This is a genomic window from Pseudarthrobacter defluvii (assembly GCF_030816725.1).
Taxonomy (GTDB): domain Bacteria; phylum Actinomycetota; class Actinomycetes; order Actinomycetales; family Micrococcaceae; genus Arthrobacter; species Arthrobacter defluvii_A.
Genome location: NZ_JAUSYG010000001.1, coordinates 1,100,001 through 1,118,629, shown reverse-complemented (window position 1 = coordinate 1,118,629; position 18,629 = coordinate 1,100,001). Strand labels below are relative to the sequence as shown.

Genomic DNA, 18,629 nt, shown 5'->3' with positions numbered 1-18,629 from the left:
TTATTTCCTCGTTAAAGTGGTCTCCGCTACGCGAGCGGACCGCCGAAGATGTCGATGGTGCCTTCTTTGAGGGTGACAATCGCACGCTTGGTGTTCTTGCGGGTACCCCATCCGAATTTGGTGCGCTTGCGCTTACCGGCACGGTTGATGGTGTTGATCGATTCGACCTTGACGGAGAAGATTTTCTCCACGGCCAGCTTGATCTCGGTCTTGTTCGAACGGGGGTCCACCAGGAAGGTGTACTTGCCCTCGTCGATCAGGCCGTAGCTCTTTTCCGACACGACGGGGGCAAGCACGACGTCGCGGGGATCCTTGATGGTGGCTGCACTCACTTGGCATCCTCCTCGTTCTTTGCTGCCTTAGCGGCAACGAATGCGTCGTAGGCAGCCTTGGTGAAGACAACGTCATCAGAAACGAGAACGTCGTAGGTGTTCAGCTGGTCTGCGTACAGAACGTGAACGCCACCGAGGTTGCGCACGGACAGTGCAGCAACGTCGTTATCGCGCTCGATGACGACCAGCAGGTTCTTGCGGTCCGAAACACCGCGGAGCGTTGCGAGTGCGGTCTTGGAAGACGGCTTGTCTCCTGCAACCAGCTCAGAGACAACGTGGATGCGGCCGTTACGGGCCCGGTCAGACAGTGCGCCGCGCAGTGCAGCAGCAATCATCTTCTTGGGGGTGCGCTGGCTGTAGTCACGCGGGGTGGGACCGTGGACAACGCCACCGCCGGTCATGTGAGGAGCACGGATTGAACCCTGGCGGGCGCGGCCGGTGCCCTTCTGCTTGAACGGCTTGCGTCCTGCACCGGAAACTTCAGCGCGGGTCTTGGTCTTGTGGGTTCCCTGGCGGGCAGCAGCGAGCTGGGCAACGACAACCTGGTGCAGCAGCGGCACGTTGGTCTGAACGTCGAAGATCTCTGCAGGCAGGTCAACCTGGACAGTGTTAGCCATTGAACTAGGCTCCCTTCACGGCGGTGCGTACGAAGACGACCTGGCCGCGGGCGCCGGGAACGGCACCCTTGATAAGGAGCAGCGACTTCTCGACGTCAACCGCGTGGACCGTGAGGTTCAGCGTGGTGTGACGAACGGCGCCCATGCGGCCGGCCATTTTCATGCCCTTGAAGACGCGGCTCGGGGTGGATGCGCCACCGATTGAACCGGGCTTACGGTGGTTCTTGTGTGCACCGTGGGAAGCTCCAACGCCGTGGAAGCCGTGACGCTTCATCACACCGGCGAAGCCCTTACCCTTGGTGGTGCCGACGACGTCGATCTTCTGGCCGGCTTCGAAAAGCTCTACGGAGAGCTCCTGGCCCAGCTCGTACTCGGCAGCATCTGCGGTACGAAGTTCGACGACGTGGCGGCGAGGCGTGACGCCTGCCTTTTCAAAGTGACCAGCCAGCGGCTTGGTGACCTTGCGGGGATCGATCTGGCCGTAGCCGATCTGAACGGCGACGTAGCCATCAACTTCTGCGTTGCGCAGCTGGGTGATGACGTTCGAGTCTGCCTGGACCACAGTGACGGGGATGAGCTTGTTGTTCTCGTCCCAGACCTGGGTCATGCCGAGCTTCGTGCCCAGCAGGCCCTTTACGTTACGGGTTGCGGTCATAGTCTCTCAGCACCTCCCTACAGCTTGATTTCGATGTTCACGTCAGCCGGCAGGTCGAGACGCATGAGCGAGTCAACAGCCTTCGGCGTGGGATCGATGATGTCGATAAGACGCTTGTGCGTGCGCATTTCAAAGTGCTCGCGGCTGTCCTTGTACTTGTGCGGAGAGCGGATAACGCAGTACACGTTCTTCTCCGTCGGGAGCGGCACGGGGCCGACTACCGTTGCGCCTGCGCGCGTGACCGTCTCAACGATCTTCCGTGCTGAAACGTCAATGACCTCGTGGTCGTATGACTTCAGCCGGATGCGGATTTTTTGTCCCGCCATGTCGCCTGACTCTCTTTCAGTCTGTGCTTCCCCGGTTTAGGGCTGCCCTGTTCACTTACTCGTTGTATGGCTGCCGAAGCATTTGAGGTCGTAACCACCATCCGCCGCACAAACTGAATCCGGATAAATCCGGGTTCCTCACCTTGCCGGCGCAACCGACCCCCGCGGTCGGGCGTGTCGCGCTGAACACGCATACAAATCCGCAATCCATTGGGGTGGGTTATGTTTGGTCTTCAACTTGGACCCTGCACCCGGCATTATCCGGATCGGGACGCGAAGAAGCGCTTGAACAACTCATCTAGTATGCCGGAAAAGCGCGGCAGATGCGAATTGGCCCAGGAATCGGTGCTCGTCAGGGCCATTGCCGGAGGCGGGAACGGGTTGCATGATAGGGGCATGACCCTGGAGAGCACTGAATTGGTGACTGAACTGGCCGGGCGCATGCCGCCGTCGTTCGTCCTTGGCGTCGCGGCAGCGGCGTTCCAGATTGAAGGCGCGGTCAAGGCAGGAGGCCGCGGACCCTCGGGATGGGACGCCTTCGCAGAGAAACCGGGCGCCATCATCGACGGGCACTCCCCGGCAGTGGCGTGCGACCACTACAACAGGCTGCCCGAAGACGTGGCGCTGCTGAAGGAACTGGGCGTGGACTCATACCGGTTCTCCCTCTCCTGGCCGCGCATCCAGCCTGACGGCCAGGGCGGCTTCAATGCCGAGGGTCTGGACTTCTACGACCGCCTGATCGACCAGCTGCTCGAGGCCGGCGTCTCCCCCATGGCGACGCTCTACCACTGGGACACCCCGCTGCCCCTGGAACAACGCGGCGGCTGGCTGAATCGGGATACCGCCGAGCGGTTCGGCGACTATGCCAGGGCCGCCGGCGAACGGTTCGGGGACCGGGTGGCGCAGTGGGTCACCCTCAACGAACCCGTCTCGGTAACCCTGAACGGTTACGCACTGGGAGTACACGCGCCCGGACGCCGGCTGTTGTTCGATGCCCTTCCCGCCATCCACCACCAACTCCTGGCCCATGGGCTCGGGGTGCAGGCGCTTCGGGCCGCCGGAGTGGACGGCGGGATTGGAGTGACCAACCTGCACTCCCCCGTCAGGCCAGCCACGCGGAAGATCGGCGACCGGCTCGTCGCGCACCTCTACGACCTGCTGATGAACAGGATCTACGCAGACCCGGTCCTGCTGGGCCGCTACCCGTCCCTGCCGTTGTACGCGAAACCGTGGCTGCGTTCCATCGGCAGGATCTCCGACGCAGACCTCAGGACCATCCACCAGCCCCTTGATTTCTACGGCCTCAACTACTACTTCCCGGTCAAGGTGGCGCTGGGACCGGGCATCACACCCGTCCCCGCGGACATGCACCAGGAACTGGCCAAGCTGCCCTTCCACGAAGTGGGCTACCCGGAGTACGGCAGTACGGGCTTCGGCTGGCCCGTTGCGCCGGAGCATCTGGGCATCCTGCTGCGCGAGATGCGGGACCGGTACGGACAGGCCCTGCCCCCGGTCTACATCACTGAGGGTGGCGCAAGCTTCCCGGAACCTGACAATGTCACGGGGACGTTCGAGGATACCGACCGGGTGGAATACCTGGCCGGACACCTGGGCGCGGCGCTTGAGGCGACGGCGCCCGGCGGCGTTGCGGAGGGAGTGGACCTGCGCGGCTATTACGTGTGGACGCTGATGGACAACTTCGAGTGGGCCGCCGGCTATTCACAGCGTTTTGGCCTGGTGCACGTGGACTTCGAGACGCTGCAGCGGACGCCGAAGAGGTCCTTTTACTGGTACCAGACGCTGTCCCGCGCCCGGGGGCACCGGCAGGACTAGGCAACCGTGCCATTTACCGGGTGACGGTGGCGTTTGCAGGTCAGGCATGACCCGTAACAGTCAGGAAAATCAGCACACAGTTGAGGCCAACTATCAGGGCGGCACTGGTCCAGCCGGCGATCCGGAGCGGCCTTGAATCCACGTGGATGCCCATCACCTTGCGGCTTCCCGTGAGCCGGATCAAGGGGATCAGCGCGAACGGGATGCCGAAACTCAGCAGGACCTGGCTGAGGACCAGCGCCAAGGTGGGTTCAATTCCGGCCCCGAGGACCAGCAGCGCCGGAATCAGGGTGACTGTGCGGCGGATCAGCAGCGGAATCCTGACTTTCAGCAGGCCGCCCATGATGGTGGCCCCGGCGTAGCATCCCACGGAGGTGGACGCCAGCCCCGAGGCCAGGAGGCCCACGGCGAATACGACGCCGATAACCGGGCCGAGTGCCGATGTGACGGCCGCGTGCGCACCGGCGATGGTGTCGGTTCCCTCGACGCCGCGGAGGCTGGTGGCGGCGAGCAGCAGCATGGCGATATTGACGACGCCGGCAAGCAGCAGGGCGCCCGCGACATCGATGCGGGTGGTCCGGATCAGCCTCGTCCTGACGGCAGGATCCTTCGAGAAGCCGTGGCGGTCCCGGGCGAGGGCGGAGTGCAGGTAAATTGCGTGCGGCATGACGGTCGCCCCGAGCATACTGGCGGCGAGAAGGACGGTGTCGGTTCCCTCAAAGCGGGGCACAAGCCCGGCCAGGGCTCCGCCCGCGTCTGGCGGAGCGACGAACAGGCCCGAAACGAACCCCACGGCAATCACGCCGAGAAGCGTGAGGATCGCAAACTCGAAGGACTTCTGGCTCCGGTGCGACTGCAGCGCCAGCAGCAGCATGGAAGCCAGGCCAATGATGACGCCGCCTGCGAGCAATGGCAGCCCGAACAACAGGTTGAGTGCCACTGCCCCGCCGATAACCTCGGCGAGATCCGTGGCTCCTGCAACGATCTCGGCCTGCACCCAGTAGGCCCGCCGACGGTGGGTTCCCAGGCGCCGGCCGAGAATTTCCGGCAGGCTCATTCCGGTGGCAAGTCCCAGCTTGGCGGACTGGTACTGGATCAGGACGGCCATGGCGTTGGCGGCGACGAGGACCCACACCAGCAGGTAGCCAAAACTGGCGCCCGCCGTCAGATTGGCCGCCACATTTCCCGGGTCCACATACGCGATGGCAGCCACGAAGGCAGGCCCCAGCAGTAGGAGGCGCGACCAGATCCTGGTGCTGGCGGGCTCCGCGGTCATCGTTGAAACTGCCATCACATGTCCTCGTCGTTGGGGCGTCACTACGAGGATACCGCGATTTAGGTGTACCGAAAAGTAGGAATAAGGACTACCGGCAACTGCTGCCGTGCGCGTCAGGGCTGGTTTTTGTTTGCCCTGTTAATCCGCTTGGCCCGGTCAATTTCGTGCCGGAAATTCCTCTTGACCCAGAACACCCCGGCCACCACCACAACCGCGATGATCAGGAAAATAAGCCATCCCATGATTGATCTCCTTTCAGTGCTGCAACAGTATCAGGGGCCCGTTGCGGCAACATCGCCAGGACTTGGCTGAGACACTGCAAAAGGAAAGCCCCGCTGCTTGAAGCAGCGGGGCTTTCCTTTGGAGTCAGCGTGGGCCGTGGCCCTGCAGATCCTTGATCAGCAAGTACTACTTGATGATCTTGGTAACGCGTCCCGAACCAACGGTGCGGCCGCCTTCGCGGATTGCGAAGCCGAGGCCCTCTTCCATGGCGATGGGCTGGATGAGCGCAACGGTCATCTCAGTGTTGTCGCCGGGCATAACCATTTCCGTGCCCTCGGGCAGGGTGATGACGCCGGTTACGTCCGTGGTACGGAAGTAGAACTGCGGGCGGTAGTTGGAGTAGAACGGGTTGTGACGTCCGCCTTCGTCCTTGGAGAGGATGTAGACGTTAGCCTCGAAGTCGGTGTGCGGGGTGATGGAACCCGGCTTGACGACAACCTGGCCACGCTCGACATCGTCGCGCTTCAGACCGCGGAGCAGGAGGCCACAGTTCTCGCCGGCCCATGCTTCGTCGAGCTGCTTGTGGAACATCTCGATACCGGTAACCGTGGTCTTCTGGACCGGGCGGATGCCAACGATCTCGACCTCGGAGTTGATGGCGAGGGTTCCACGCTCGGCGCGGCCCGTAACAACGGTGCCACGACCGGTGATGGTGAAGACGTCCTCGATCGGCATCAGGAACGGCTTGTCGCGGTCACGTACGGGGTCCGGAACGGACTCGTCGACTGCGGCCATCAGGTCCTCAACGGACTTGACCCACTCGGGGTCGCCTTCCAGTGCCTTCAGGCCGGAGACGCGGACAACGGGAGCGTTGTCGCCATCGAAGCCCTGCGAGCTCAGGAGCTCACGAACTTCCATTTCGACGAGGTCGAGGAGTTCTTCGTCATCAACCATGTCAGCCTTGTTCAGCGCGACCAGCAGGTAGGGAACACCAACCTGGCGGGCGAGAAGAACGTGCTCGCGGGTCTGAGCCATCGGGCCGTCGGTAGCAGCAACCACGAGGATTGCGCCGTCCATCTGGGCAGCACCGGTGATCATGTTCTTGATGTAGTCAGCGTGGCCGGGGGCGTCAACGTGTGCGTAGTGACGCTTCTCGGTCTGGTACTCCACGTGGGAGATGTTGATGGTAATACCGCGCTGACGCTCTTCGGGTGCAGAGTCGATCGACGCGAAGTCACGCTTCTCGTTGAGAGTCGGGTACTTGTCGTACAGCACCTTGGAAATGGCGGCCGTCAGCGTCGTCTTACCGTGGTCAACGTGACCAATGGTGCCGATGTTGACGTGCGGCTTAGTCCGCTCGAACTTTGCCTTTGCCACAGGTTCCTCCTAGAACGTTTTCAAATGACATACCCTTCCGCCGCTCTTTGTCGCGGCAGAAACTCAGGTAAGTCTACTTGGGGGGCTTTGGATTGGTGAAATTGCAGATTCAGGAACTAATACTAGTCCCTAGAGCCTGTTCGTGCAGATGGCCGGAAACCGGCGTGAACCGTCCCCGGCCACCTGCACCGGCTGTGCTTTCCGTTACCGGCAAGCGCACCCGAGTTTGTCGCGTTGAGAAGTCCGAGGACTATTCGCCGCGGGTCTTCTGGATGATCTCGTCGGCAACAGCCTTCGGGACCTCGGCGTAGCTGTTGAACGTCATGGAGTACACAGCACGGCCCTGGGTCTTCGAGCGCAGGTCACCGATGTAGCCGAACATGCCGGACAGCGGAACGTGCGCACGGATGACCTTGACACCCTGTGCGTCTTCCATGGACTGCATCTGGCCACGGCGGGAGTTGAGGTCACCGATAACTTCACCCATGTATTCCTCAGGGGTGCGGACCTCGACATCCATCAGCGGTTCGAGCAGAACCGGGTTCGCCTTGCGTGCGGCTTCCTTGAAAGCCATACGGCCGGCGATCTTGAACGCCATTTCCGAGGAGTCAACATCGTGGTACGCGCCGTCAATCAGCGTGGCCTTGATGCCGACAACCGGGTAGCCAGCCAGGACGCCGTCGTTCAGCGCATCCTGGATGCCCGCGTCAACAGACGGGATGTACTCGCGGGGAACGCGGCCACCGGTGACCTTGTTCTCGAACTCGTACAGCTCGCCCTCGGCGGTGTCCAGCGGCTCGATGGCAATCTGGATCTTTGCGAACTGGCCCGAACCACCGGTCTGCTTCTTGTGCGTGTAGTCGTGGCGTTCGACGGCGCGCTTGATGGTTTCGCGGTAGGCAACCTGGGGCTTGCCCACGTTTGCCTCGACCTTGAATTCGCGGCGCATGCGGTCCACCAGGATGTCCAGGTGGAGCTCGCCCATGCCGGCGATGATGGTCTGGCCGGTGTCTTCGTTGAGGGACACCTGGAAGGTGGGGTCCTCAGCGGAGAGCTTCTGGATGGCGGTGGAGAGCTTCTCCTGGTCACCCTTGGTGTTCGGCTCGATGGCAACCGAGATCACGGGCTCCGGGAAGCTCATGGACTCGAGCACGATCTGGTTGGCGGAGTCGCACAGGGTGTCACCCGTGGTGGTGTCCTTCAGACCGATGGCTGCGTAGATGTGGCCGGCGGTAGCGCCCTCAACAGGCATTTCCTTGTTGGCGTGCATCTGGAACAGCTTGCCGATGCGCTCCTTCTTGCCCTTGGTGGAGTTGACCACCTGCGCGCCTGCTTCCACGTGACCGGAGTACACGCGGATGAAGGTGAGCTGGCCGAAGAAGGGGTGCGCCGCAATCTTGAACGCCAGGGCCGAGAACGGCTCTTCGGCGGAAGGCTTGCGGGTCAGTTCCTTCTCTTCGTCGCGGGGGTCGTGACCGACCATCGGGGGAACGTCGAGCGGGTTCGGCAGGTAGTCCACAACTGCATCGAGCATGGGCTGAACGCCGCGGTTCTTGAAGGCGGAACCGCAGAAGATCGGGTAGAGCTCGGAGTTGATGGTCATCTTGCGGATGCCGGCCTTGAGCTCGTCGATCGAGATCTCTTCACCCTCGAGGTACTTCTCCATGAGTTCCTCGGAAGACTCGGCTACGGTCTCAACGAGGTTCGAGCGGTATTCCTCCGCCTTTTCCTGGAGGTCAGCCGGGATCTCGCGGATCTCGTACTTGGCACCCATGGTGACGTCACCCTTGGCATCGCCGGGCCACACCAGGGCACGCATGTAGAGCAGGTCGACGACGCCGATGAAGTCGTTCTCGGCACCGATGGGCAGCTGCATGACCAGCGGCTTGGCGCCGAGGCGGCTGATGATGGTGTCTACGGTGAAGTAGAAGTCAGCACCGAGCTTGTCCATCTTGTTGACGAAGCAGATACGCGGAACGTTGTACTTGTCAGCCTGGCGCCAAACAGTCTCGGACTGCGGCTCGACGCCTTCCTTGCCATCGAAGACGGCAACTGCACCGTCGAGGACGCGCAGGGAGCGCTCAACCTCAACCGTGAAGTCCACGTGGCCGGGGGTGTCGATGATGTTGATCTGGTTGTTTTCCCAGAAGCAGGTCACGGCGGCAGACGTGATGGTGATGCCGCGTTCCTTTTCCTGTTCCATCCAGTCGGTGGTCGACGCGCCGTCGTGCGTTTCGCCGATCTTGTGGTTCACACCCGTGTAGAACAGGATGCGCTCGGTTGTGGTGGTCTTGCCGGCATCAATGTGGGCCATGATGCCGATGTTGCGGACCTTGCTAAGGTCGGTAAGCACGTCCTGTGCCACGGGGTCTCCTTTTGGGATGGACTACACGTTCGCCGCCGGCTCGGTTGAGCCGGCGGCGCGCGGGAAGTATTACCAGCGGTAGTGTGCGAAGGCCTTGTTGGACTCGGCCATCTTGTGGGTGTCTTCGCGACGCTTCACAGCGGCACCGAGACCGTTTGACGCATCCAGGATTTCGTTCTGGAGGCGCTCGGTCATCGTCTTTTCGCGGCGGGCCTTGGAGTAGCCGACCAGCCACCGCAGGGCGAGTGCGGTGGAGCGGCCCGGCTTGACCTCAACCGGAACCTGGTAGGTGGCGCCACCGACACGGCGGGAGCGGACCTCGAGCGAAGGCTTGACGTTGTCCATGGCCTTCTTCAGGGCTGCAACGGGGTCTCCGCCGGACTTGGCGCGGGCGCCTTCGAGGGCACCGTAGACAATGCGCTCTGCCGTGGACTTCTTGCCGTCAACGAGCACCTTGTTGATGAGCTGGGTTACCAGCGGGGAACCGTAAACCGGATCCGAAACGAGCGGCCGCTTGGGGGCCGGACCCTTGCGAGGCATATTACTTCTTCTCCATCTTTGCGCCGTAGCGGCTGCGGGCCTGCTTACGGTTCTTCACACCCTGGGTATCGAGGGCGCCACGGACGATCTTGTAGCGGACACCCGGGAGGTCCTTCACACGACCACCGCGAACGAGCACAATGGAGTGCTCCTGCAGGTTGTGGCCAACACCGGGGATGTAGGCGGTAACTTCCACGCCGCCGTTGAGGCGCACACGCGCCACCTTACGCAGAGCCGAGTTCGGCTTCTTCGGGGTGGTGGTGTAGACGCGGGTGCAGACACCGCGGCGCATCGGGCTCCCGTTCAGGGCAGGGGCCTTGGTCTTTTTGACCTTAGGCGTGCGGCCCTTGCGGACCAGCTGGTTAATCGTAGGCACTCTCGTGTTCTCCGTTGGTTTGATCTCTACCGGCACATCGAGGGGTGAACCGTCATTGCACCGATTTTGGCGTTGTTCCTGCAGCCTGGATATCTTGAATCGTACTTAGGCGTGCAAAAGCGTGGCATTCGTTGCGCACCTAGCCCGCAACCCGGAAACAAGCTCACACCCGGCATCATGAGAACAAAACCAAAATGATGCCACGGCGGCCTTCATCCACTGCCACACAAACAATTAGATACAGTCTAACACGGCTTGATCCTGCGACTGAATTGGGTGTATGCGAAAGGCCCCGCCTCACCTGCCGGACAGCAGGTGGGGCGGGGCCTCAACAACAGGATTCCGGTTTAGCGGAAGTCGTTGCCCAGGTCGTAGTCATCCAGCGGGATGGCGTGGAACTCGGGAGCTCCGTCACCGCCCAGGGTGTCGTACGAGAAGTCACTGAATGCGCTGGGGCCGGTGAACAGGTTGGCCTTTGCTTCCTCAGTGGGCTCGACGGTTACCTCGGTGTAGCGCGGGAGACCCGTGCCGGCCGGGATCAGCTTACCGATGATGACGTTCTCCTTGAGGCCGAGCAGCGGATCGCTCTTGCCCTCCATGGCCGCCTGCGTCAGGACGCGGGTGGTCTCCTGGAAGGAAGCTGCGGACAGCCAGGACTCGGTGGCCAGCGACGCCTTGGTGATGCCCATGAGCTCGGGACGCCCGGAAGCCGGAGTCTTGCCCTCGGACACAACGCGGCGGTTGGCGTCCTCGAACCGGCTGCGCTCGGCGAGCTCGCCGGGCAGCAGGTCCGATTCGCCGGACTCGATGACCGTGACGCGGCGCAGCATCTGGCGGACGATAACCTCGACGTGCTTGTCGTGGATACCGATGCCCTGGCTGCGGTACACGCCCTGGACTTCGTCCACCAGGAACTTCTGTGCCGCACGCGGGCCCATGATGCGCAGGACCTGCTTGGGATCCACCGGGCCGTTGATCAGCTTCTGTCCGACTGCGACGTGGTCGCCGTCTTCGATCAGCAGGCGTGAACGGCGCAGGACCGGGTAGGCGATCTCTTCCGAGCCGTCATCCGGGGTTATGACCAGGCGCATCTGGCGCTCGGACTCTTCGATGGTGATGCGGCCGGCTGCTTCAGCAATCGGCGCAACACCCTTCGGAGTACGGGCTTCGAAGAGCTCCTGGATACGGGGCAGACCCTGGGTGATGTCGTCGCCACCACCGGCGGAAACAGCACCACCGGTGTGGAACGTACGCATGGTCAGCTGGGTACCGGGCTCACCGATGGACTGTGCGGCGATGATGCCCACGGCCTCGCCGATGTCCACGGTCTTGCCGGTGGCCAGCGAACGGCCGTAGCACAGGGCGCAGGTGCCGACGCTGGACTCGCAGGTGAGTACGGAGCGGACCTTGACCTCGGTGATGCCTGCCTTGAAGAGCTCGTCGATGACCACGTCGCCGCAGTCGGTGCCGGCGGCCGCGAGGACGTTGCCCTCGGAGTCCACGACGTCGACGGCCAGCGTACGTGCGTAGGCGCTGTTCTCGACGTTCTCGTCCAGGACCAGCTCACCGTTGGAGTCGGCGACGGCGATGGGCGTGACCAGGCCGCGCTCGGTGCCGCAGTCCTCTTCACGGACGATGACGTCCTGCGAGACGTCCACCAGACGACGGGTCAGGTAACCCGAGTTGGCGGTGCGCAGGGCGGTATCGGCGAGACCCTTACGGGCACCGTGCGTGGCGATGAAGTATTCCAGCACCGACAGGCCCTCACGGTAGGAGGACTTGATGGGACGCGGGATGATCTCACCCTTCGGGTTGGCCACCAGGCCACGGATACCTGCGATCTGGCGGACCTGCATCCAGTTACCACGTGCACCGGAGGACACCATGCGGTTGATGGTGTTCATCGGGGACAGGCTCTCGCGCATCACCGCAGCGATGTCGTTGGTGGCCTTGTTCCAGATCTCGATCAGTTCCTGGCGGCGCTCGTCGTCGTCGATCAGGCCCTTGTCGTACTGGCCCTGGATCTTGGCGGCTCGCTCCTCGTACCCGGCAAGGATTTCCGGCTTGGCAGCAGGAACCTCGATGTCCGAGATGGCGACGGTGACGCCTGAACGGGTGGCCCAGTAGAAACCGGCGTCCTTCAGGTTGTCCAGCGTTGCGGCGGTGACAACCTTCGGGTAGCGCTCGGCGAGGTCGTTGACGATGCGGGACAGTTCGCCCTTGTCGGCAACAGCCTCAACCCACGGGTAGTCCTCGGGCAGGGTCTCGTTGAAGATGACCTGGCCCAGGGAGGTCTGGACGAGGGCCGGCTGACCCGGCTCCCAGCCTTCCGGAGCTTCCCAGCCTGCGTAGGGCACGAAGCCTTCGAGGCGGATCTTGACCTGCGAGTTCAGGTGCAGCTCGCGGGCGTCGAACGCCATGATGGCCTCGGAGACCGAACCGAAGATACGGCCTTCGCCGGCTGACCCCTTGCGCTTGGTGGTCAGGTGGTACAGGCCGATGATCATATCCTGCGAAGGCAGGGTGACCGGGCGTCCGTCGGAGGGCTTCAGGATGTTGTTCGAGGACAGCATCAGGATGCGGGCCTCAGCCTGCGCCTCGGGGCTCAGCGGCAGGTGGACTGCCATCTGGTCGCCGTCGAAGTCGGCGTTGAAGGCACCACAAACCAGCGGGTGGAGCTGGATGGCCTTGCCTTCAACAAGCTGCGGCTCGAATGCCTGGATGCCCAGGCGGTGCAGGGTAGGTGCACGGTTGAGCAGCACCGGGTGTTCGGTGATGATCTCCTCGAGCACGTCCCAGACCTGCGGGCGGTAGCGCTCCACCATCCGCTTGGCGGACTTGATGTTCTGGGCGTGGTTGAGGTCGACCAGGCGCTTCATCACGAACGGCTTGAAGAGCTCCAGGGCCATCTGCTTGGGCAGGCCGCACTGGTGCAGCTTCAGCTGCGGGCCGACGACGATGACCGAACGGCCGGAGTAGTCGACGCGCTTGCCGAGGAGGTTCTGGCGGAAACGGCCCTGCTTGCCCTTGAGCATGTCGCTCAGGGACTTCAGCGGACGGTTGCCCGGTCCGGTGACCGGACGGCCGCGGCGGCCGTTGTCGAAGAGGCTGTCAACAGCTTCCTGAAGCATGCGCTTCTCGTTGTTGACGATGATCTCCGGAGCACCCAAGTCAAGCAGGCGCTTGAGGCGGTTGTTGCGGTTGATCACGCGGCGGTACAGGTCGTTGAGGTCGGAGGTCGCGAAGCGGCCACCGTCCAGCTGCACCATGGGGCGCAGTTCCGGCGGGATCACCGGGACGGCGTCGAGGACCATGCCGAGCGGGCTGTTGTTGGTGGTCAGGAATGCGTTGACCACCTTCAGCCGCTTGAGGGCGCGGGTCTTCCGCTGGCCCTTGCCGTTGGCGATGATGTCGCGCAAGGATTCGGACTCGGCCTGCATGTCGAAGTTCTCAAGGCGCTTCTTGATGGCTTCGGCACCCATGGAGCCTTCGAAGTACATGCCGTAGCGGTCGCGCAGCTCGCGGTACAGGCCTTCGTCACCTTCGAGGTCGGCGACCTTCAGGTTCTTGAAGCGGTCCCAGACCTGCTCGAGGCGCTCGATGTCGGCGTCGGCACGCTTGCGGACGTTGGCCATCTGGCGGTCAGCGGAGTCGCGGGCCTTCTTCTTGTCGGCAGCCTTGGCGCCTTCGCCCTCAAGGCGGGCGATTTCGCCTTCGAGGTCGCGGGCGATTGCAGCGATGTCGCCATCGCGGTTGTCGATCAGCTGCTTCTTCTCGATGTCGTGCTCAACCTGCAGGTTGGGCAGTTCCTCGTGGCGGGCAGCCTCGTCGACGCTGGTGATCATGTAGGCAGCGAAGTAGATGACCTTTTCGAGGTCCTTCGGGGCCAGGTCAAGGAGGTAGCCCAGGCGGGACGGAACACCCTTGAAGTACCAGATGTGCGTGACGGGGGCGGCCAATTCGATGTGGCCCATGCGCTCACGGCGGACCTTGGCGCGGGTGACTTCGACGCCACAGCGCTCACAGATGATGCCCTTGAAGCGCACGCGCTTGTACTTGCCGCAGTAGCATTCCCAGTCCCGGGACGGGCCGAAGATCTTCTCGCAGAAGAGGCCGTCCTTCTCGGGCTTGAGCGTGCGGTAGTTGATGGTTTCCGGCTTCTTAACCTCGCCGTACGACCAGCCGCGGATGTCTTCCGCGGTGGCGAGGCCGATCTGCATGAGGCCGAAGGAGGATTCGCTGGACATATGGTCCCTGTTCTCTCTTGTTCTCTAAATTCTGAAGTCTTAGGTGCGGGATGAGGGAGGCGGCGTACGACGGCGGGTGCGCACCCGCCGTCGAACACTTACCTGCTAGACCTCTTCTACGGAGCTGGGCTCTGCACGAGACAGATCGATGCCCAGTTCCTCCGCAGCCGTGAAGACTGCGTCATCAGAGTCACGCATTTCAATTGTGGTTCCGTCCGTGGAAAGAACTTCCACGTTCAGGCACAGCGACTGCATTTCCTTGATCAAGACCTTGAAGGATTCGGGAACGCCCGGCTCGGGGATGTTCTCGCCCTTGACGATCGCTTCATAGACCTTCACACGACCATGGATGTCATCGGACTTGATCGTGAGGAGTTCCTGGAGCGTGTAGGCGGCGCCGTAAGCTTCGAGCGCCCACACTTCCATTTCACCGAAGCGCTGGCCACCGAACTGTGCCTTACCACCCAGCGGCTGCTGGGTGATCATGGAGTACGGGCCGGTGGAGCGCGCGTGGATCTTGTCGTCCACCAGGTGGTGGAGCTTCAGGATGTACATGTAGCCGACCGAGATCGGATCCGGGAACGGCTCGCCGGAGCGGCCGTCAAACAGGCGGGTCTTGCCCGAGGAGTTGATCAGGCGGTCACCATCGCGGGTCACGTTGGTGGAATCCAGCAGGCCCGTGATTTCCTCTTCGCGGGCACCGTCGAACACCGGCGTTGCAACAGTGGTGGGACCACTTTCGCGCGGCAGGTTGGGCAGCTGCTTGACCCACTCGGGTTCGCCTTCGATCTTCCAACCGGTCTTGGCAACCCAGCCGAGGTGCGTTTCGAGCACCTGGCCAACGTTCATACGGCCCGGAACACCCAGCGGGTTCAGGACGATGTCAACGGGGGTGCCGTCGGCAAGGAAGGGCATGTCCTCGATCGGGAGGATCTTGGAGATAACACCCTTGTTGCCGTGGCGGCCGGCGAGCTTGTCGCCGTCGGTGATCTTGCGCTTGGCGGCCACGTACACGCGGACCAGCTGGTTCACGCCCGGGGGCAGCTCGTCGTCGTTGTCGCGGTCGAAGACGCGCACGCCGATGACGGTGCCGGACTCGCCGTGGGGCACCTTCAGGGAGGTGTCGCGCACTTCGCGTGACTTCTCGCCGAAGATGGCGCGCAGCAGGCGCTCTTCCGGGGTCAGTTCGGTTTCACCCTTCGGGGTGACCTTTCCGACCAGGATGTCCCCTGCTTCAACCTCGGCACCGATGTGGATGATGCCGCGCTCGTCCAGGCCTGCGAGGACTTCCTCGGACACGTTGGGGATGTCACGGGTGATTTCCTCGGCACCAAGCTTGGTGTCGCGGGCATCGATCTCGTGCTCCTCGATGTGGATGGAGGAAAGGACGTCCTCGGCAACGATGCGCTGCGAGAGGATGATGGCGTCCTCGAAGTTGTGGCCTTCCCATGACATGAATGCCACGAGCAGGTTCTTGCCCAGTGCCAGTTCACCCTGGTCCGTTGCCGGGCCGTCGGCGATGATGCCGCCAACTTCCAGGCGCTGGCCTTCGTTCACGAGCACGCGGTGGTTGTAGCAGTTGCCCTGGTTGGAGCGGGCGAACTTGTTGATGCGGTAGTTGGTCTCGGTGCCGTCGTCGTTGAGCATAATGACGAGCTCGGCGGAAACCTCGGTGACCACACCGGCCTTCTTGGCGATGACGACGTCGCCGGCGTCCACAGCGGCGGCGCGCTCCATGCCGGTGCCCACGAACGGGGCCTCGGAACGGACCAGCGGCACAGCCTGGCGCTGCATGTTGGCACCCATGAGTGCGCGGTTGGCGTCGTCGTGCTCCAGGAACGGGATCAGGGCCGTAGCCACGGACACCATCTGGCGCGGGGAAACGTCCATGAACTCAACGTCCTCGGCCGGAACCAGGACGGGCTCGCCTCCACCACCACGGGCACGGACCAGCACGGTGTCTTCGGAGAACTGGTTGTTCTCGTCCAGCGGTGCGTTGGCCTGGGCGATCAGGACCTCAGCCTCGTCGTCGGCCGTCAGGTACTGGACGTCGTCGGACACGACGCCGCCCTTGACCAGGCGGTACGGGGTCTCGATGAAGCCGAACGGGTTGATGCGTCCGTAGGATGCCAGCGAACCGATAAGGCCAATGTTGGGGCCTTCAGGGGTTTCGATGGGGCACATGCGTCCGTAGTGGGACGGGTGCACGTCACGGACTTCCATGCCGGCGCGGTCACGGGACAGACCACCGGGGCCAAGGGCCGACAGGCGGCGCTTGTGGGTCAGGCCCGACAGCGGGTTGTTCTGGTCCATGAACTGCGACAGCTGGGACGTCCCGAAGAACTCCTTGATGGCTGCCACCACCGGGCGGATGTTGATCAGGGTCTGCGGCGTGATGGCCTCGACGTCCTGGGTGGTCATCCGCTCGCGGACGACGCGCTCCATGCGGGACAGGCCGGTGCGGACCTGGTTCTCGATGAGCTCGCCGACGGCGCGGATGCGGCGGTTGCCGAAGTGGTCAATGTCGTCGATCTCGACGCGGAGGTCCACTTCCTGGCCATCGCGGGTGCCCTTGATGGTCTTCTCGCCGGCGTGCAGCGCAACGAGGAACTTGATCATGGCAACGATGTCTTCAACGTGCAGGACGGAGGCTTCCTTGTCGCCAAGGGAGCGGTCGATGCCCAGCTTGCGGTTGATCTTGTAGCGGCCAACCTTGGCCAGATCGTAGCGCTTGGAGTTGAAGTACAGGTTGTCCAGCAGGGACTGGGCAGCCTCGACGGTGGGCGGCTCGCCCGGACGCAGCTTGCGGTAGATGTCCAGCAGGGCGTCTTCGCGGGTTTCGGTGGCGTCCTTCTCCAGGGTTGCTCGCATGGAGTCGTACTGGCCGAACTCTTCGAGGATCTGGCCTTCGGTCCAGCCCAGGGCCTTCAGCAGGACCGTGACGGACTGCTTGCGCTTGCGGTCGAGGCGGACACCGACCTGGTCGCGCTTGTCGATCTCGAGCTCGAACCATGCACCGCGGGACGGGATGATCTTGGCGGTGAAGATGTCCTTGTCGCTGGTCTTGTCGGCGGCCCGCTCGAAGTAGGCGCCCGGCGAACGGACCAGCTGGGAGACGACGACACGCTCGGTGCCGTTGACGACGAAGGTGCCCTTCTCGGTCATCAGCGGGAAGTCACCCATGAACACGGTCTGCTGCTTGATTTCGCCCGTGTTGTTGTTCATGAACTCGGCCTTGACGTACAGCGGAGCCGAGTACGTTGCGTCCCGGTCCTTGCACTCAGCCATCGTGTACTTGGGGTCAGCGAACTCCGGATCGGAGAAGCTCAGGGACATGGTGCCCTGGAAATCCTCGATCGGGGAGATTTCTTCGAAGATGTCCGACAGGCCGGACGTGGTGGCGACGCTGAGATCGTTTTCTTCGACAGCCTTTGCCACGCGTGCCTGCCAGCGCTCATTGCCGACCAGCCAGTCAAAGCTGTCCGTCTGCAGGGCAAGCAGATTCGGAACGTCAAGAGGTTCGTGAATCTTTGCGAATGAGAGCCGGCGAGTGGCACCATCAGTGCTGTCGGCAGTGTTAGCGGTTTCGTTATTAGAGGTGCTCGAGGCGACCAAGAGGGATCCTTCCACAGACCTTCAGGCGTTTTCAGATCTCCCCCGCTGTGCACCCTGCGAAGTGACTCCGCAGCGCTACCATCCGGTTCCGCTATATGACCCGGGACCCGAAACTGGCTATGCTGTGACCGTTGTTACGGCACGTTGATTGCCAGCTGTCGGGCGAAGCCCACCGCTATATGAAGGCTGAAGGTAAACAGGGAAGACGCAAATATCTACGATACGGCAAAACAACCTACGTGTCTACCCCACATCCCGCCGGATTGCAAGCACCTTATGTCCGGCCACCCGCCAACTACCCGCGGAGCCTAGAGCCGCAGCGTTACCCCGGCTGCGGTGCACGCGCCGGAGTTGGCGAAGACGGCGTCCCGGACCGCGTCCTGGGATTCCTGTGCCGGTTTGCCACCGGACTCCGCAGCCGAAGAGCGGTCCAGGGCCAGCAGGCCCAGGGAACTGAACAAGCCCCTGAGGTCCCCGGACACAGCGTCCGTTGCGTCCTGGGCCTTCAGGTAGACGTCCTCGTAGCCGTTGGAATCGGTGGGTGAAACGGCGCCGTAGTCCACCACCAACTTGTTGAAGAGCTGGCAGGCTTCCCTGGTTCCGGTTGCCCGGGCTCCCCCTGCAGCGGACGACGGCGGCGCGGCCGTACCGCTGTCAGCGTCACCGGAGGGACGGGCTGGCTGGGCTGTGGCGGGCTCCGACTGGGCCGGCATCGTTGAAGCGGCTTCGGGCGCGGGGGCGGAAACAGAACAGGCGGTAAGCCCGGCGAGGCCCACGCAGGCCGCCGCGGCCAGGATTTTTCTCATGGTGCTGCTCCAATCGTTCCCGGCACGGGCCTGCCGTCCCCC

General features: G+C 62.9%; 14 protein-coding genes. 1 reads left to right on the top strand and 13 read right to left on the bottom strand.

Annotated elements, in window-relative coordinates:
* Positions 1-26 precede the first annotated feature (26 nt).
* From rplW to rpsJ, 4 genes are read right to left on the bottom strand one after another with little or no spacing between them, the layout of a single operon-like run.
* The gene (gene rplW, locus QF031_RS05205; protein WP_011692807.1) at positions 27-332 is read right to left on the bottom strand and encodes a 50S ribosomal protein L23; all 306 of its coding nucleotides are present in this window, start codon (positions 330-332) and stop codon (positions 27-29) included.
* Positions 329-949 carry a 50S ribosomal protein L4 gene (rplD, locus tag QF031_RS05200; RefSeq protein WP_307425021.1) on the bottom strand — a complete coding sequence of 207 codons (621 nt, stop codon included), beginning with the start codon at positions 947-949 and terminating at the stop codon, positions 329-331. Before rplD ends, rplW begins: the two co-directional genes overlap by 4 nt.
* A 4-nt stretch (positions 950-953) precedes the next feature.
* Complete coding sequence (rplC, locus tag QF031_RS05195; RefSeq protein ID WP_307425018.1) at positions 954-1,604, bottom strand: 50S ribosomal protein L3; 651 nt, start codon at positions 1,602-1,604, stop codon at positions 954-956.
* A gap of 17 nt (positions 1,605-1,621) precedes the next feature.
* Positions 1,622-1,930 carry a 30S ribosomal protein S10 gene (rpsJ, locus tag QF031_RS05190; RefSeq protein ID WP_003803825.1) on the bottom strand — a complete coding sequence of 103 codons (309 nt, stop codon included), beginning with the start codon at positions 1,928-1,930 and terminating at the stop codon, positions 1,622-1,624.
* A 396-nt stretch (positions 1,931-2,326) separates the two neighbouring features.
* Between rpsJ and QF031_RS05185 the strand changes: the two genes are divergently transcribed.
* Positions 2,327-3,763: a GH1 family beta-glucosidase gene (locus QF031_RS05185; RefSeq protein ID WP_307425013.1), complete on the top strand. Its 1,437-nt coding sequence runs from the start codon at positions 2,327-2,329 to the stop codon at positions 3,761-3,763.
* A 40-nt stretch (positions 3,764-3,803) separates the two neighbouring features.
* On the opposite strand, the gene QF031_RS05180 is transcribed toward QF031_RS05185, so the two are convergent.
* From QF031_RS05180 to QF031_RS05140, 9 genes are all read right to left on the bottom strand, one after another.
* A complete protein-coding gene (locus tag QF031_RS05180) occupies positions 3,804-5,054 on the bottom strand; it encodes an Nramp family divalent metal transporter (RefSeq protein ID WP_307425010.1) in 1,251 nt (416 codons plus the stop codon).
* Between the two features lie 98 nt (positions 5,055-5,152).
* Entirely contained in the window at positions 5,153-5,281 is a 129-nt protein-coding gene (locus tag QF031_RS05175; RefSeq protein ID WP_307425006.1) for a hypothetical protein, read from the bottom strand.
* Positions 5,282-5,447: 166 nt separating this feature from the next.
* Positions 5,448-6,638, bottom strand: a complete 1,191-nt coding sequence (tuf, locus tag QF031_RS05170) for an elongation factor Tu (protein ID WP_018760460.1) — start codon at positions 6,636-6,638, stop codon at positions 5,448-5,450.
* A gap of 250 nt (positions 6,639-6,888) precedes the next feature.
* A complete protein-coding gene (gene fusA / locus QF031_RS05165) occupies positions 6,889-9,003 on the bottom strand; it encodes an elongation factor G (protein WP_307425004.1) in 2,115 nt (704 codons plus the stop codon).
* A gap of 69 nt (positions 9,004-9,072) precedes the next feature.
* Positions 9,073-9,543 carry a 30S ribosomal protein S7 gene (gene rpsG / locus QF031_RS05160; RefSeq protein ID WP_003803829.1) on the bottom strand — a complete coding sequence of 157 codons (471 nt, stop codon included), beginning with the start codon at positions 9,541-9,543 and terminating at the stop codon, positions 9,073-9,075.
* Between the two features lies 1 nt (position 9,544).
* On the bottom strand, positions 9,545-9,919 hold the full coding sequence (gene rpsL, locus QF031_RS05155; protein WP_011692814.1) for a 30S ribosomal protein S12: 375 nt from the start codon (positions 9,917-9,919) through the stop codon (positions 9,545-9,547).
* A 347-nt stretch (positions 9,920-10,266) separates the two neighbouring features.
* The gene (locus QF031_RS05150) at positions 10,267-14,166 is read right to left on the bottom strand and encodes a DNA-directed RNA polymerase subunit beta' (RefSeq protein ID WP_307424999.1); all 3,900 of its coding nucleotides are present in this window, start codon (positions 14,164-14,166) and stop codon (positions 10,267-10,269) included.
* A 105-nt stretch (positions 14,167-14,271) separates the two neighbouring features.
* Positions 14,272-17,781 carry a DNA-directed RNA polymerase subunit beta gene (gene rpoB / locus QF031_RS05145; RefSeq protein WP_307424996.1) on the bottom strand — a complete coding sequence of 1,170 codons (3,510 nt, stop codon included), beginning with the start codon at positions 17,779-17,781 and terminating at the stop codon, positions 14,272-14,274.
* Positions 17,782-18,089: 308 nt separating this feature from the next.
* Positions 18,090-18,587 carry a hypothetical protein gene (locus tag QF031_RS05140; RefSeq protein ID WP_307424993.1) on the bottom strand — a complete coding sequence of 166 codons (498 nt, stop codon included), beginning with the start codon at positions 18,585-18,587 and terminating at the stop codon, positions 18,090-18,092.
* Between the last annotated feature and the right edge of the window lie 42 nt (positions 18,588-18,629).

Excerpts from the sequence above, each read along its gene's own strand:
- QF031_RS05185 (WP_307425013.1), top strand. The coding sequence starts at position 2,327 with ATGACCCTGGAGAGCACTGAATTGGTGACTGAACTGGCCGGGCGCATG.
- QF031_RS05150 (WP_307424999.1), bottom strand. The coding sequence starts at position 14,166 with ATGTCCAGCGAATCCTCCTTCGGCCTCATGCAGATCGGCCTCGCCACC.
- rplC (WP_307425018.1), bottom strand. The coding sequence starts at position 1,604 with ATGACCGCAACCCGTAACGTAAAGGGCCTGCTGGGCACGAAGCTCGGC.
- rpsG (WP_003803829.1), bottom strand. The coding sequence starts at position 9,543 with ATGCCTCGCAAGGGTCCGGCCCCCAAGCGGCCGCTCGTTTCGGATCCG.
- QF031_RS05175 (WP_307425006.1), bottom strand. The coding sequence starts at position 5,281 with ATGGGATGGCTTATTTTCCTGATCATCGCGGTTGTGGTGGTGGCCGGG.
- QF031_RS05180 (WP_307425010.1), bottom strand. The coding sequence starts at position 5,054 with ATGGCAGTTTCAACGATGACCGCGGAGCCCGCCAGCACCAGGATCTGG.
- QF031_RS05140 (WP_307424993.1), bottom strand. The coding sequence starts at position 18,587 with ATGAGAAAAATCCTGGCCGCGGCGGCCTGCGTGGGCCTCGCCGGGCTT.
- rpsJ (WP_003803825.1), bottom strand. The coding sequence starts at position 1,930 with ATGGCGGGACAAAAAATCCGCATCCGGCTGAAGTCATACGACCACGAG.
- rplD (WP_307425021.1), bottom strand. The coding sequence starts at position 949 with ATGGCTAACACTGTCCAGGTTGACCTGCCTGCAGAGATCTTCGACGTT.